A 14,661-nucleotide genomic window follows, 5' to 3' on the forward strand; every position below is an offset into this window, starting at 1 on the left:
AGCTAACGCTCATTGTGTTGAGTGGTGAAGGGCGGAGGTGGACGGCTTTCGCTTTTGCTTTTGTGGGAGTGGGTTTGCCCGCGAAGGTGGCCTTTGGGCCGATCTGGTTTGGGTGATGGGGTGTCTGCAGGTCTGCTCAAATTACTCGCCCGGCCTTTCAATCATGCCCGCTGCGCTGATTTTGAAAATGACTTGAAAGTCTCTCTTGCTGTCGTGATGGTCGTAAAAAGTAAAGTTACCTTCAGCATCAAATTCTCCCTTAACAGGATCGAACCTGATGATGGTGATGTATCCCTGATCGCGGTAAGAGTTGTAGTACATCTGAGTGCCGCCGCTCAGGCGCGAGACGGTTGGTACTTCGGCGGCTCCTGCTTGTCCGAAGAAGTATTTTTTATTTTCTATGCTGTCGGGAAAAACCATTGAGCATATGAGTCTTGCGCGGGCGTCATATTCTCCCTCACCCACTACCACGACTATGTCGCGCTGGTGATAGAAGGTTCGAACGCCAAGATTGAAATTTTCCTTGCCGTAACCAGGGATAGAGAAAACAAACGCTCCGGATGCAGAGGGTTGATGGGGTTGATCGAAAGCGTCCAATGCTTTACTCGTCATGTTATGTAATCTCAGCTGATGGGTGAGGAGACAAACATGACACGCAAACACGGTCGCAACTACTGTCAGTTCTGACAGGTCATTTAGAATGATTGGCTATTGCAGCCACCTGAAAACAAATGACTGCGCGCTGATTGCCAGCCAGCCAGACCCTTGTCGGCAGGCAGATCAGCACTTCAGTCAAACCAGCAAAAGTCAGTTCGCCACCCGAACCCCACCCATGCTCCCGCTCAGTTCATAAGCCGCCAGTTCCGCCTGATGCGCCGCCAGAATCTCCGGCAACGAACCCCGCAGGTACTCGACCCAGGTCTTGATCTTGGCGTCCAGGTACTGGCGCGACGGGTAGATCGCGTACAGGTTCAGTTCCTGCGAGCGGTAGTTGGGCATGACCCGTACCAGCGAGCCATTGCGCAGGGCTTCGATCGCGGCGTACACCGGCAGCACGCCAATGCCCATGCCGCTGATGATCGCGGTTTTCATCGCATCGGCGGAGTTCACCAGGAAGGGTGAGCTGTTGATGGTGACCATTTCCTGGCCTTCCGGGCCGTCGAAGGCCCATTTTTCCAGGGGGATCACCGGGCTGACCAGGCGCAGGCAGGCGTGGTTCAGCAGGTCGCTGGGTTTTTGCGCGCAGCCGTTGGCTTTCACGTAAGCCGGGGAGGCGCAGACGATGCTGTAGGTGATGCCCAGGCGCTGCGAGACGAAGCCGGAATCCGGCAGTTCGCTGGCGAGCACGATGGACACGTCGTAGCCCTCGTCGAGCAGGTCCGGCACGCGGTTGGCCAGGGTCAGGTCGAAGGTCACGTCCGGGTGGGTCTTGCGGTAGCGGGCGATGGCGTCGATGACGAAGTGCTGGCCGATGCCGGTCATGGTGTGCACTTTCAATTGCCCGGCCGGGCGTGCGTGGGCGTCGCTGGCTTCGGCTTCGGCCTCTTCGACGTAGGCCAGGATCTGCTCGCAGCGCAGCAGGTAGCGCTTGCCGGCCTCGGTCAGGGCGATGCGCCGGGTCGTGCGGTTGAGCAGGCGGGTTTGCAGGTGGGCTTCCAGATTGGAGACCGCGCGCGAGACGTTGGCGGTGGTGGTGTCGAGTTGCACGGCGGCGGCAGTGAAGCTGCCGGCTTCGGCCACGCAACTGAAGGCGCGCATGTTTTGCAATGTGTCCATGGGGTGCTCTCAAGGGAGATGGCAAATTGTGACACGAAGTTTCAGGGGCTGAACCCCAGACTTAAGGATTATCTCGTTAACCGTAACAAAGATTCGCAGAAATCCCAGCTTATCGTGGTTCGGGGCGCCCCCTAGAATTGCGCCGTTGTGGAGCCGGGCCCTTTGCGAAAGCCACGTATTGATCGACATCAATGTTGAATGCGAAAGCGTTTTCGCGAGCAAGCCCGCTCCCACAGGGTCTCGATCCATCCCTCTCTCAGGAATTCGCAGCTGTGCCGCGTCGCATCAACAGAGCGCTTTTGCCGCTCAGTGTTCTGGCTTTTACCCTGGGTCTTGGCGGCTGCATCGGAACCGGAGGCATTGCCCCGCAGGGCAAGGCGCTGGAGGCCAACGCCCTGGCCACCGACGACGCCATCGCCCACGCCGCCCGTGATGCAAACTGGCCCACCGCCCGCTGGTGGCAGGCTTACGGCGACCCCCAGCTCAATCACTGGATCGACCTCGCCGTGCAAGGCAGCCCGACCATGGCGATGGCGGCCGCGCGGGTGCGTCAGGCCCGGGCCATGGCCGGTGTTGCCGAAGCCGCCGAGTCGTTGCAGATCAATGGCGAGTCGACCCTCAAGCGCCACAACTGGCCGACCGATCAGTTCTACGGCCCTGGCGAGTTGGCTAACACCACCACCTGGGACAACAACGCCGCCCTGGGCTTCAGCTATGCCCTCGACCTCTGGGGCCGGGAGAGCAATGCCAGCGAGCGCGCGGTCGATCTGGCGCACATGAGCGCCGCTGAAGCGCGGCTGGCGCAGCTCGAATTGCAGAACAACATCATGCGCGCCTACATCGAACTGTCGCTGCATTACGCCCAGCGCGACATCGTTGCCGCGACGCTCAAGCAGCAGCAACAGATTCTCGACCTGGCGCAGAAACGCCTGAACGGCGGGATCGGCACGCATTTCGAAGTCAGTCAGGCGGAAACCCCGCTGCCGGAAACCCATCGGCAACTGGATGCGCTGGACGAGGAAATTGCCCTGAGCCGCAACCAGATTGTGGCGCTGGCCGGCAAGGGGCCGGGGGAGGGCGCGCAGTTGCAGCGTCCGACCCTGTCCCTCGGGGCCGCGCTGAAACTGCCGTCGGCCCTGCCCGCCGAATTGCTCGGCCAGCGTCCGGACGTGGTCGCCAGCCGCTGGCAAGTGGCGGCGCAGGCGCGCGGGATCGATGTGGCGCATGCCGGGTTCTATCCCAACGTCGATCTGGTCGGCAGCCTCGGCTACATGGCGACCGGTGGCGGGGCGCTGGAGTTTCTGACGGGCAAGAAGCTCAACTACAACGTCGGCCCGGCGATTTCCCTGCCGATCTTCGACGGCGGCCGCTTGCGCGCTGAACTCGGTGAAGCCTCCGCCGGCTATGACATCGCCGTGGCGCATTACAACCAGACCCTGGTCAATGCGCTGAAGAACATCTCCGATCAGTTGATCCGCCGCGAGTCGATGGACAAGCAACAGGCATTCGCCGCCGAGTCGGTGGCGACCGCGCAGAAGACCTACGACATCGCGATGGTCGCGTATCAGCGCGGCCTCACCGACTACCTCAACGTGCTCAACGCCCAGACCCTGTTGTTCAAGCAGCAGCAGGTGCAACAGCAAGTGCAGGCCGCGCGCTTGAGTGCCCATGCCGAACTGGTGACCGCGCTCGGCGGTGGCCTCGGTGCCGGTAACGATGTGCCGACCACCGAACAGACCGCCGTCCCGAAAACCCCGGCGCTCTTGCGGTGAACTCGCTCCCACGGATTTTTCTGAGCAGAACTTCATGACTCCCTTGCCCGCCCCCCTGCGCTGGCTCTACTCCCTGGAGTGGCGCCGGGGTTTCTTCGACTGGGCACGCAGCGATGGCGTGACCTGGGTCTACATCTTCAAGGTGCTGATCGCCGCGTTCCTGACCTTGTGGCTGGCGATGCGCCTGGAGCTGCCGCAGCCGCGCACGGCGATGATCACCGTGTTCATCGTCATGCAGCCGCAGAGCGGTCAGGTGTTCGCCAAGAGTTTCTATCGTTTCCTCGGCACCCTGGCCGGGTCGGCGATGATGGTCACGCTGATTTCGCTGTTCGCGCAGAACACCGAACTGTTCCTCGGTTCGCTGGCGATCTGGGTCGGCATCTGCTCGGCCGGTGCCGCGCGCTGTCGCAACTTCCGCGCCTATGGTTTTGTGCTGGCCGGGTATACGGCGGCGATGGTCGGCCTGCCGGCGCTGGCGCATCCTGACGGCGCGTTCATGGCGGCGGTGTGGCGGGTGCTGGAAATCTCTCTGGGGATTCTCTGCTCGACCCTGGTCAGCGCCGCGATCCTGCCGCAGACCGCCAGTGCGGCGATGCGCAACGCCTTGTATCAGCGTTTCGGCGTGTTCGCGCTGTTCGTCACCGATGGTCTGCGCGGGCGCAGCAAAGCGGAGTCGTTCGAAGCCAGCAACGTGCGCTTCATCGCCGAAGCGGTAGGGCTGGAAGGGCTGCGCAGCGTGACCGTGTTCGAAGACCCGCACATGCGCCGACGCAACGGTCGCCTCAGCCGTTTGAACAGCGAATTCATGGGCATCACCACCCGTTTCAACGCCTTGCATCAGTTGCTCGAGCGCCTGCGCCGCAACGGCGCCGAGCACGTAGAGGCGGCGATCAGACCGGGCTTGCAGGACCTGGCCGAAGTGCTCGACGGCTTCAGCGGTCGCGCCCTGACCAGCCCGGATGCGGCACGACTGGTGGTGGCGTTGACGGCCTACAAGGAAGGCCTGCCGGCGCGGGTGCGCAGCCTGCGGGCGATCTTCCAGGAGCGTGCGCCGAGCGATGCCGAGCTGTTGGATTTTCATACCGCGTATGAGCTGCTTTATCGCTTCGTCGATGACCTGCACGGTTATGCGCAGACCCACGCCTCTCTGGCCGATCACCGCCACGAGCGCGAGCGCTGGGACGAGCCGTTCACCCCGCAGACCAACTGGTGGGCTGCCGCCGCTTCGGGGATTCGCGCGTCGTTCATTCTCATCGTGCTCGGCAGTTACTGGGTGGCGACCGCATGGCCAAGCGGCGCGACCATGACCCTGATTGCCGCCGCTACCGTAGGCCTTTCCGCTGCGACGCCGAACCCGAAACGCATGGCGTTCCAGATGGCGTGCGGGACGTTTCTCGGGGCGCTGATCGGCTTCGTCGAGATGTTTTTCATCTTCCCGTGGATCGATGGTTTTCCACTGTTGTGCGTGATGCTCGCACCGGTGATCGTGCTCGGCTCGTTCCTCGCTTCCCGTCCGCAATACGCCGGGGTCGGCCTCGGTCTGCTGATCTTTTTCAGTACCGGTTCGGTGCCGGACAACCTGACCATCTACAACCCTTACAACTTCATCAATGACTACATCGCCATGGTCATGGGCATGCTGGTCTGCGCGGCGGCGGGGGCGATCATTCTGCCGCCGAACAGCCGCTGGTTGTGGAAGCGTCTGGAGCAGGATCTGCGCGGGCAAGTGGTGTATGCGATCAGCGGCAAGCTCAAGGGCCTGGCGTCGAGTTTCGAGAGTCGTACCCGCGACTTGCTGCACCAGGCCTACGGCCTGGCGGCCGGTCAGCCGCTGGTGCAGAAAAACCTGCTGCGCTGGATGTTCGTGGTGCTGGAGATCGGTCACGCGATCATCGAATTGCGCAAGGAACAGGCGATCCTGCCGGTGCATCCGGCGTACGCCGAATCGCAGCCGTGGCGTCAGGCGATCCGCGTCATGGGCCGGGCGCTGGTGCGGCTGTTCCTGCAACCGAACGCGAGCAATCTGGAGCGCGCGCTGGTCGCCGTCGATCACGCGATCAGTCGGGTGCAGGCCACCGACGAGCCGTTCGCGCCGCACTTCGACACCTCGGCGTTGCGCCGGGTGAAGAGCTACCTGCACTTCATCCGCACCTCGCTGCTCGACCCGCAATCGCCGCTGTCGGCCTACGTTGCCGTCACCGCATCCGCCAGACCCGAAGGACTTGCCCATGCCTCGTGAGATCGCTTTCCACGGCGTGTACATGCCGACCATGACCCTGATGTTCTTCATCGCTGCGGCGCTGGCCTGGGCGCTGGACCGGTTTTTGTCCGGATTCGATCTGTACCGCTTCTTCTGGCACCCGGCGCTGCTGCGCCTGAGTCTGTTTACCTGTCTGTTCGGCGCGATGGCGCTGACTGTCTACCGTTGAGAACGCTCCGATGAAAAAGTTTTTCAGCCTGCTCGCGACTCTGCTGGTGCTGGCCCTTGCGCTGTGGATCGGCCGGACCCTGTGGGAGCACTACATGAACACGCCGTGGACCCGCGATGGGCGGGTCCGGGCGGACATCATCAACGTCGCCGCCGACGTCACCGGGGAAGTGGTCGACGTCCCGGTGCGCGACAACCAGTTGGTGAGGAAGGGCGACCTGCTGATGCAGATCGACCCCGAGCACTATCGTCTGGCGGTGAAACAGGCGCAGTCGCTGGTGGCGTCTCGCAAGGCCACTTGGGAGATGCGCAAGGTCAACGCCCATCGCCGCGCCGATCTCGACAACCTGGTGATCTCCAAGGAAAACCGCGACGACGCCAGCAACATCGCCGACTCGGCGCTGGCCGATTACCAACAGGCCCAGGCGCAACTGGAGGCCGCCGAACTCAACCTCAAGCGCACCGAAGTGCGTGCGGCGGTGGACGGCTACGTGACCAACCTCAACGTTCATCGCGGCGACTATGCACGCATCGGCGAAGCGAAAATGGCCGTGGTCGACATGAACTCGTTCTGGGTCTACGGCTTCTTCGAAGAAACCAAACTGCCCCACGTGCGTGTGGGCGACCAGGCCGACATGCAGCTGATGAGCGGCGAAACCCTCAAGGGCCATGTCGAAAGCATCTCGCGCGGCATCTACGACCGCGACAACCCGGAAAGCCGCGAGCTGATCGCCGATGTGAACCCGACCTTCAACTGGGTACGCCTGGCCCAGCGCGTGCCGGTGCGGATTCACATCGATGAGGTGCCGGAAGGTGTCGTACTGGCGGCGGGGATTACATGTACGGTGGTGGTCGGTCAGGCTCGGTAGTAGCGATAAAAAACCCCAGAGACTCCACCTAATCCAATGACGTTGCATACATAGAGCAACCGGTCTGATGAATAGGGCAGGAGTGCGTTAGCAGCGCCTGACATGAACTCTCCCACAACGCCACCCGTGCCAAACCTGGGATTGAGTTCACCGTCAGGCGTCAGTGACGCAAGCAGGAGGTCGTAGCCACCGGCTGCGTAAATATTTGGGCCGTGAGTGAACAGTGCGTCCCAGCCGGTCGTATGACTTGGGCTGACGGCCCCCTCCAGCGCAACGCCGGCATTGAATTCGGGATCGTTTTTGCCCTGGTTGTCGAAGCCCAGCAACAGACCGATGGCGTCAGTTGCCCCGACTTCGCCAATGCTGCCCGCCGCCAGGTATTTGCCAGGTTCGCGCTCAGTGACGGCGTTCAGACTGACGTTGCTGTCTGCCTTGGCGAATAGTCGAAAGCCGGGGGCATTTGGGTCGCCGCCAAAGATCAGATTGGTCGAACCGTTCTGGTTCAGCATGGAGAGTAAACCGCCAGAGAACCGGGATGATTTGGCGTGAGCGTAGCCTGCCAGAAGAATTCGACCGTCGCTCAAGACGCACACGTCTTTCAAGGTAGTGACTGCTTCGTAGGGCAGGTTTATGTCGACAACGCCATTGTTACCGAAAGACGTCACGGGCCGGCCACGGGCATCGAACTTCATCAGGTAACCCCTTGTGACGCGAGACGGGCCAATAGCACCGTTGGCGACGACAAGCAGACTGCCATCTGGCAGGACCCGGATGCGACCCGGTAAATGCCCATGGAAAACGCGATCATTGACCTTTTTTTCTATGATGATTTGCCCGTTGGTCCCGAAGTCTTCGATGCGCTTGCCTGTCTCGTCGAAGCATAAAACCGCCATTTCGGTATCCAGAGAATCTGGTGCTTTTGAGCCGCCGAACATATAGATGCGCCCATCCGCTCCCTGAACCATCTCGCCAGCTTTCGCAGAAAGATCGGGCGCGAAGAGTTCTGTGAGAAATCCTTTTCGCCCAAAGCGCTCATCCAGTTCTCCGAGAGCGTTGAGTTTGGCGATAGAGAAATGTGGCAAGCCGGCTTCCATCATCGTGGTGGCAATCAACGTACTGCCATCGTCAAGTATCAAGGCACCCTGGGCCTGACGAGCGTCGGACTGACCATCATCAAACACGTCTTTTATGAATATTCGTCCGTCTTTGTTCGGCCCCCAATGTTCATCACGACTACCGGGTGCACCCGTCAACGTATCAGTCTTCATGTCCGTTTCCCCTCAAGGAGTGGTCGCCGGGAGATGAAGTGAAATCGGCCAGCCGAGGACCGCCCGGTGCCGATCCCTCGCGCGACCGACTCTACGCCTTGGCCCCCCCGGCCATAACTGACAACTCTGACAGTTGACACAGGCGAGTCGAGGGGAGTACCGGCGGCCGGAGATGCAATGAGATAGTGGAAGCGGGCGACGCGATCCTGTTGGGAGCCGTGCTTGCCCGCGAAGAACGATAACGCGGTCTTAGAGTTGCCCGCGCAAGCCGAAGCGCTTCATCAACGTCGATTCCACGCTCACGCGGGAGCAAACGCTCTCGCTATAGGTATGTATTTACCGGTAGAACTTTTCGACCACTTTCAGGCCGGACTCGATGGTTTCACCGACCGACAAGTCAGGGTCGTCCATGATGGCGACGATTCGCGGGTCCTTGGCGATATTCGCGTCAGGTTTTTTCAGCAGGGCGGCGCGATTGATCACGATGTAGCTCAATACGTGACCGCGACTCTTGGTGAACGGCAGATCGAGGGCCGTGTACATTGACTGCTTCACGTAGTTGTAACGCTCGGTGGACGACATGCCCTTGAAGGTGTCCGGCCATTCCTGGTAGATCTCGGCGGAGTAACGGCCGACGTCTTCTTCCCGCGCTTCGGCGTACATGGCTTTCTTGCTGGCGACCTGAGCGGCGAGTTCGCTGTAACGCTTTTCACCGTCGGCAATTTGCGCAGCCGTCATTTTCTTTTTCAGGGCATCGGCCGCCGTGCTGTCATCATCCTTCGCCATTACTTTGGTCCAAGCATAGGCGTCAGCCAGGTTGCCTCGCTCCTCATACTGCTCGATCAGCTCTTTCTGCGCCTCGGGATAACCGTGCAGGGAGGAACGCTCCAGCCAGCGAGTGGCGAGTGCCGCATCTGCCTCGACCCCGACGTTGCCGTATTTATAGGTCTGGTACAGGCCATATTCCGCGCACCAGTCGTTTTGCAATGCCGCATAAGCGGTGTAATTGAAGGCTTCGGTGTCGCGTTGCTCGGTGGTCAACTGCTCGTCCTGACGGACAATCATCGACAGATAGCAAAACGCGCGCGTGTGCTTTGGCGCAGCCATGACCATGCAGGTCTTGGCGTCGTCGAGTTCCTGGTTTTCATACATCTGGAAGCCGATGCCGTACAGAATGTCGCTGTCCATCTGCGCATTGCAGTGTTCATTGGCAGTGACGGTCGGCAACACGTTCTGCAGGGTCAGTTTGGGCAGGGTGTCATTGAGGGACGGTTCTTTGGCTGCGCAGCCAACCAGCAACGAGAGCAATGCCAGTGGCAATACTTTGAAAGTTTTCAAAAGATGTTTCCTGATCTGAATTGAAGCGTAAAGCGGGGTTCGCGTCAGGCAGGTCAACAAAGCAGCGGCGCTTTCCAGGCAGGAAAGGTCCGGGAGGAAACGATCAGTGTTCAGCAATTCCCTTGCTTCGATGCTTGCGCCAGCGATTCCATGCGCTATTGGTGGCACTTCAAGCACCGGGGTGCTCGAAGTGCGGCGCATTCTACGTGGATCGAGCGATTTGGCAATTTGGCGCGGTTGAATCAGAGATTTCCACGCAAACCGAAGCGCTTCATCAACGTCGACTCCAGCAAGCCTTTAGGCAGCAGTGTCGCCAGCAGCGGCAGCGCGCGGCTGCCGTTGCCGATGCGGATCAGCCGTGGCGGCTTGCTCTGTTGCACGGCTTTGAGCAGTTCGGCGGCGAACTCGCTGGCCGGTGTCGGTTTGTCCTGGGAGGCCTTGGCCCGTGCGCGAATACCTTCGCGCAGGGGGAACCACGGCGATTGTTCGGTGATCAGTTGCTCGGCCTCGGCTCCGGCATTCTTGGCGAAGCTCGACTGAATCGCGCCGGGCTGTACTTCCATCACCCGGATGCCGAACGGTGCCAGCTCCATGCGCAACGCATCGCTCAAGGCATGCACCGCCGCTTTCGAAGCGCAGTAGGCGCCGGCGAACGGTGTGACCAGAACCCCCGACACGCTGCCGACATTCACCACCAGTCCCTTGGCCCGGCGCAGCACCGCAAACATGGCGCGAGTCACGCCGACGATCGAGAACACGTTGGTTTCGAACTGGCGCTGCATGGCCGAGACGCCGCCATCGAGCAGCGGCCCCATGGCGCCGTAACCGGCGTTGTTGATCAGCACATCGAGGCCGCCGTGTTGTTGATTGATCCGCTCGGCGAGCTGTTCCAGTCCCCCGGCGTCGTTGACGTCGAGTTGCACGGCGGTGAAGCCGGCGGACGCCAGCATGGCGACGTCGTCAGCCTTGCGCGCCGTGGCCCAGACCGAATAACCGGCAACCTTGAACGCGTCGGCCAGGGCGCGGCCAATGCCGCTGGAACAACCGGTAATCAACGCAACGGGCATGGCGCATTCCTTGTGCAAAAGAGTGGGGAAAAGGATCAGTCGGAGAAGCTACCCTGCAATCGCTCGGCGCGAAACTCCAGGGTTTGCGGACGGTAGCCGGGGCGCAGCGGCGGCAGGGGCAAACAGTCGTCCCAGTTGCCGCCGGCCTGCAATTCGCCCGGGCCGCGATAGCGTGGCGCGGCGTATTGATTGTCGGCCAGATTGACCGTGTCGCCGGGCGCGTAGGCCGCGATGCGCCAGCGCAGTTCAGTCAGCGGCACATCGTTGCCGTTATTCATCTTCAGCAACAGCGGACGATCCGCCGGGCACTGTTCGGGAGCGTAGGTGATGCGCAGTTCAAGACGCGCCAGTTGCTTGATCTCGCGGTTGTCCAGCCACACCACCCACATCGCCACCAGCCCGAGGCCGACAGCGGCAGCCATCGACACCGGCAGGGCCTTGGCCGGATAGCGCAGCAACAGGATCAGCCAGGTGATGACCAGCAAGACGCCGATGAACATTTCGCACAACCTCGCAGGGATAGAGGGGCATCCTACCTAAGCGTAGGTGAGGTTGGCGATGGGCCGTGCTTCGGAGGTGTCCGTCAGGACGCCTTCACGTCTGCAGGAGTCGGGCTTGCCCGCGAAGAGGCGGGCGGCGCCAATACACCATCCGGACAAAAAAAGCCCCCGGGCCAACCACTGCGGATAGGGGACGCAGCGGCGGGGCCGGGGGCTTTAAAACAGCGCGATCACTGGGCGATGGTTTTCACTGACACGCCACGTTCGATCGGCGTGGAGCGACCGTAGATATCTTCGAAACGCTCGATATCGTCTTCACCCAGGTAGCTGCCCGATTGCACTTCAATGATCTCCAATGGGATCTTGCCCGGGTTGCGCAGGCGATGCACCGAGGCGATCGGGATGTAGGTCGACTGGTTCTCGCAGAGCAGGAACACGTTCTCGTCGCAGGTCACTTCGGCGGTGCCGCTGACCACGATCCAGTGTTCCGCGCGGTGGTGGTGCATCTGCAGCGACAGGCACGCGCCCGGCTTGACCGAGATGTGCTTGACCTGGAAACGCCCGCCCATGTCCACCGAGTCGTAGGAGCCCCACGGACGATAGACTTCGCAATGGTTCTGGGTCTCGCTGCGGCCCTGCTCGTTGAGCGTGTTGACCATCTGCTTGACGCCCTGAACCTTGTCCTTGTGGGCGATCATCATGGCGTCCTTGGTTTCGACCACCACGATGTTTTCCAGACCGATCACCGACACCAGTTTGCCGTTGCCGTGGATCATGCAGTTCTTGCTGTCCTGGATCACCACGTCGCCCTTGCTGACGTTGCCGTTGGCGTCCTTCTCGTTGACTTCCCACAACGATGACCAGCAACCGACGTCGCTCCAGCCGGCGGTCAGCGGCACCACGCAGGCACGCTGGGTCTTTTCCATCACCGAGTAGTCGATGGAGTTGTCCGGGCAGCAGGCGAAAGTGGCTTCGTCGAAGGTGATGGTGTCAACATCCTGCTCGCTGCGTTCCAGGGTCAGCAGGCAGGTGTCGTAGATGTCCGGATCGTGTTTTTTCAGCTCTTCGAGGAAACGGCTGGCGCGGAACAGGAACATGCCGCTGTTCCAGTAATAACCGCCGGACTCGACGTATTCGGTGGCGCGTTTGACGTCGGGTTTTTCGACGAAATGCGAGACACGGCTGACCCCTTCGGGCAGCAGCGAGTCGTTGACCGACTTGATGTAGCCGTAACCGGTTTCCGGTTTGGTCGCCGGTACGCCGAACAGCACCATCTCACCGTTTTCCGCCGCCACGGTGGCCAGGGCCAGCGCGCGTTGCAGGGCTTTCTGATCTTCAAGGACGTGGTCGGCCGGCAGCACCAGCATCAGTTCATCGCGACCTTCGTTGACCAGCATCATCGCGGTCAGTGCCACCGCCGGCGCGGTGTTGCGGCCGAACGGTTCCATGAGGATGCGCTGGGTTTCCAGATTACGGTTGCTCAACTGCTCGTTGACGATGAAACGGTGATCCTTGTTGCAGACCACGATCGGGGTGTCCATGCCTTCGAACACCAGGCGCTCCAGGGTTTGCTGGAACAGCGTGTGTTCGCCGGTCAGGGCGAGGAATTGCTTGGGGAATTGCTTGCGCGAAAGCGGCCAGAGACGTGAACCGCTACCACCTGACAAGATCACCGGAATCATGTTGTTACTCCTTGAGAATCGATTGGTTAGAGGCACGAACGTTGTGTCGTTTCACTCTTGTTGTTGTTCCGTGCCGGGCAGCGACGGCTGCCCGGTTTCATAGGCTTAGCGGGTCGACACCGGGCGTTTCACCCACACCGGCGACAGGCTGCTGCCAGTGCCGGTGACGTACAGCACCGCCGCTTCGCCGCGTTCCAGGGCGACCGGCTTCACGTCGCCGACTTTCTTGTCGCCCTCGTACAGCGCCAGGCTGACTTTCACCGGATTGATTTCACGCTCGCCACGGCCCTTGGCGGCCACGTTTGGCACCACCTCGGTCTTGCCGTCGGCGGTCTTCAGGGTCAGCGGCTTGTCGCTGAGGTTCTGCACGCGCACCAGGGATTTCTGCTTGTTCTTGAACGGCGGCTCTTCGATCAGTTGCGGCGCCCCGGAAGCGTTGTTGACCAGGGTGTAGTAATGGTCGCTGGCGAGTTTCACCGGCAGGGTCTGGCTGCCGATCTTGGCGCTGTAGTCGCCGCCGGGCATGAAGCTGAAGTCGCTGCTGGCCAGCGGCGCGACGTCGCTCAGGCTGGTGCTGCCGACGGTGGCGCTGACTTCGGCGTTGCTCGCGTTGTAGACCCGCACGAAGGTCGAGCCTTTCGGTGCAGTCGGGCCGTACAGCGCAGCGTCGCCACCGGCAAATGCCTGGACCGACAGCACGCTCAGACCGGCAACCAGCGCGAAGCGTTTAGCGAGACGACGAGGAGTTGTAGTGAAAGTCATGGTGTACCTCTCTTTCAGTTTTGCGCCCGATCGGGCGTCTCGGATTTAGTGTTGATGGCTACGTTTTGTTGGCGAGCGCCGGCTTGTTTGAGCTCTGCGACCCACTGCGGGTCGGCGTCGCCGATTTCGTTGTTCACAGGCAGATATCGTTCAGGAAACTCCCAGATCAGCACCTGTGGTGGGCTGTTCTTGAAGTCATCGCTTTTCAGGTAGCTGAGCATCGGCAGAATCGGGCCGTGGCCGTCTTCGGCGTAATTGACCACGTCGCTGTGCAGCGCTTGCTTGAGTGCACCGACGAAGTTCCAGTTGGGGTTGGCGCTGTAGCTGGTGCCGATCAGCGCGACCGGCACTTCGCTGTTGGCGAACAGCGCATCGTCACCGGCAGGCTGCTCGGCGGCGGCCACGGTGTTGCGTTTTTGCAGCGGCTCCTGGGCCGGCATCAGGTTTTCGAACAGCGGATCCAGCGGCAGGAACAGGCGCAGGTCGCCCTTGTGCGTGACTTTCTCCGCTGGCGTGGTGACGAAGCGCTGCGGCTCGCCGCTGAGCGGGAACTTGTCGGCGATGGTTTTCGCCAGGGTGTTGGCGGCGATCTCGGCGCCTTCCGGGGTCCAGTGGGTGTCGGTGCGCAGGAACACTTGCTGGCCGTTCTGCTTGGCCTGTTGCAACGGCTTGAGCAGGTCGGGAGCGAGGATCTTGTCTGCCGCAACGCGAGCGTGGAAGTCCTGATAGAGGTTGGCGTGGATGCTCGCCGGTTTCACTTCACCCAGGTGTTCCGGGTACAGGCGAACCTTGGCCGGGACGATCGCCATCACCAGTTTCACGCCTTTGGCCTTCAAGGTCTGGCGCACGCCTTCGACCAGCGCGTAGTTGCCTTGCAGGTTCAGCTCTTCGTTGACGATCGGATTGAATTCCTCGTCGCTGTACAGCCACTGATCGCGACCGAGCACCACGCCCGGACGGCCCTCGTTGAACAGTTTGAAATCCAGCGCGGCCCAGAGATTGGTGCCCAGGCGCTTGATCGGAAACTCATCGTCGTAGTGGGTTTCCACAGCCTTGGTCCAGCGCCCGTTGAGTACCGTCGCGTCGGCGTTGGTGCTGAAGCCGAAGAAGCTGCGCATCGACCACAGACCGAGCACCAGCAAGGTCAGCAGAAACAGCGCGATGTAGAACATGCGTAATGAGCGGGTCATGTCAGATCC

Annotated in this window: 13 protein-coding genes; 4 read left to right on the top strand and 9 right to left on the bottom strand. The window is 61.2% G+C overall.

Features of this window, described 5'->3' with window-relative positions; translation table 11 throughout:
* Positions 1-141: 141 nt before the first annotated feature.
* Both KVQ74_RS16725 and KVQ74_RS16730 read right to left on the bottom strand, forming a co-directional pair.
* Positions 142-612, bottom strand: a complete 471-nt coding sequence (locus KVQ74_RS16725; RefSeq protein WP_217832278.1) for a hypothetical protein — start codon at positions 610-612, stop codon at positions 142-144.
* Positions 613-807: 195 nt separating this feature from the next.
* Complete coding sequence (locus KVQ74_RS16730; RefSeq protein WP_217832279.1) at positions 808-1,776, bottom strand: LysR family transcriptional regulator; 969 nt, start codon at positions 1,774-1,776, stop codon at positions 808-810.
* A 272-nt stretch (positions 1,777-2,048) separates the two neighbouring features.
* Here KVQ74_RS16730 and KVQ74_RS16735 point away from each other — a divergent pair, with 272 nt between their 5' ends.
* From KVQ74_RS16735 to KVQ74_RS16750, 4 genes are read left to right on the top strand one after another with little or no spacing between them, the layout of a single operon-like run.
* Entirely contained in the window at positions 2,049-3,548 is a 1,500-nt protein-coding gene (locus KVQ74_RS16735; protein WP_217832280.1) for an efflux transporter outer membrane subunit, read from the top strand.
* Between the two features lie 34 nt (positions 3,549-3,582).
* A complete protein-coding gene (locus tag KVQ74_RS16740) occupies positions 3,583-5,787 on the top strand; it encodes an FUSC family protein (protein WP_217832281.1) in 2,205 nt (734 codons plus the stop codon).
* Entirely contained in the window at positions 5,777-5,977 is a 201-nt protein-coding gene (locus tag KVQ74_RS16745; RefSeq protein ID WP_015096751.1) for a DUF1656 domain-containing protein, read from the top strand. Before KVQ74_RS16740 ends, KVQ74_RS16745 begins: the two co-directional genes overlap by 11 nt.
* A gap of 10 nt (positions 5,978-5,987) precedes the next feature.
* Positions 5,988-6,845, top strand: a complete 858-nt coding sequence (locus KVQ74_RS16750; protein ID WP_217832282.1) for an efflux RND transporter periplasmic adaptor subunit — start codon at positions 5,988-5,990, stop codon at positions 6,843-6,845.
* On the opposite strand, the gene KVQ74_RS16755 is transcribed toward KVQ74_RS16750, so the two are convergent.
* The 7 genes from KVQ74_RS16755 to KVQ74_RS16785 form a co-directional block, all read right to left on the bottom strand.
* Positions 6,833-8,113, bottom strand: coding sequence for an NHL repeat-containing protein (locus KVQ74_RS16755; protein ID WP_217832283.1), 1,281 nt, complete (start codon positions 8,111-8,113; stop codon positions 6,833-6,835). The genes KVQ74_RS16750 and KVQ74_RS16755 overlap by 13 nt on opposite strands.
* 336 nt (positions 8,114-8,449) lie before the next feature.
* The gene (locus KVQ74_RS16760; RefSeq protein ID WP_217832284.1) at positions 8,450-9,451 is read right to left on the bottom strand and encodes an SEL1-like repeat protein; all 1,002 of its coding nucleotides are present in this window, start codon (positions 9,449-9,451) and stop codon (positions 8,450-8,452) included.
* A 242-nt stretch (positions 9,452-9,693) separates the two neighbouring features.
* The gene (locus tag KVQ74_RS16765; protein WP_217832285.1) at positions 9,694-10,518 is read right to left on the bottom strand and encodes an SDR family oxidoreductase; all 825 of its coding nucleotides are present in this window, start codon (positions 10,516-10,518) and stop codon (positions 9,694-9,696) included.
* Positions 10,519-10,553: 35 nt separating this feature from the next.
* Positions 10,554-11,018 (bottom strand): multidrug transporter, encoded by a 465-nt coding sequence (locus KVQ74_RS16770; protein WP_217832286.1) that lies wholly within the window; start codon positions 11,016-11,018, stop codon positions 10,554-10,556.
* A gap of 230 nt (positions 11,019-11,248) precedes the next feature.
* Positions 11,249-12,700: a mannose-1-phosphate guanylyltransferase/mannose-6-phosphate isomerase gene (locus KVQ74_RS16775; protein WP_217832287.1), complete on the bottom strand. Its 1,452-nt coding sequence runs from the start codon at positions 12,698-12,700 to the stop codon at positions 11,249-11,251.
* A gap of 105 nt (positions 12,701-12,805) precedes the next feature.
* Complete coding sequence (locus KVQ74_RS16780) at positions 12,806-13,462, bottom strand: alginate O-acetyltransferase AlgF (RefSeq protein ID WP_217832288.1); 657 nt, start codon at positions 13,460-13,462, stop codon at positions 12,806-12,808.
* 14 nt (positions 13,463-13,476) lie between these two features.
* Positions 13,477-14,652 carry an alginate O-acetyltransferase gene (locus KVQ74_RS16785; protein WP_217832289.1) on the bottom strand — a complete coding sequence of 392 codons (1,176 nt, stop codon included), beginning with the start codon at positions 14,650-14,652 and terminating at the stop codon, positions 13,477-13,479.
* Between the last annotated feature and the right edge of the window lie 9 nt (positions 14,653-14,661).

This window comes from Pseudomonas botevensis, assembly GCF_019145475.1.
In the GTDB taxonomy this organism is placed as follows: domain Bacteria; phylum Pseudomonadota; class Gammaproteobacteria; order Pseudomonadales; family Pseudomonadaceae; genus Aquipseudomonas; species Aquipseudomonas botevensis.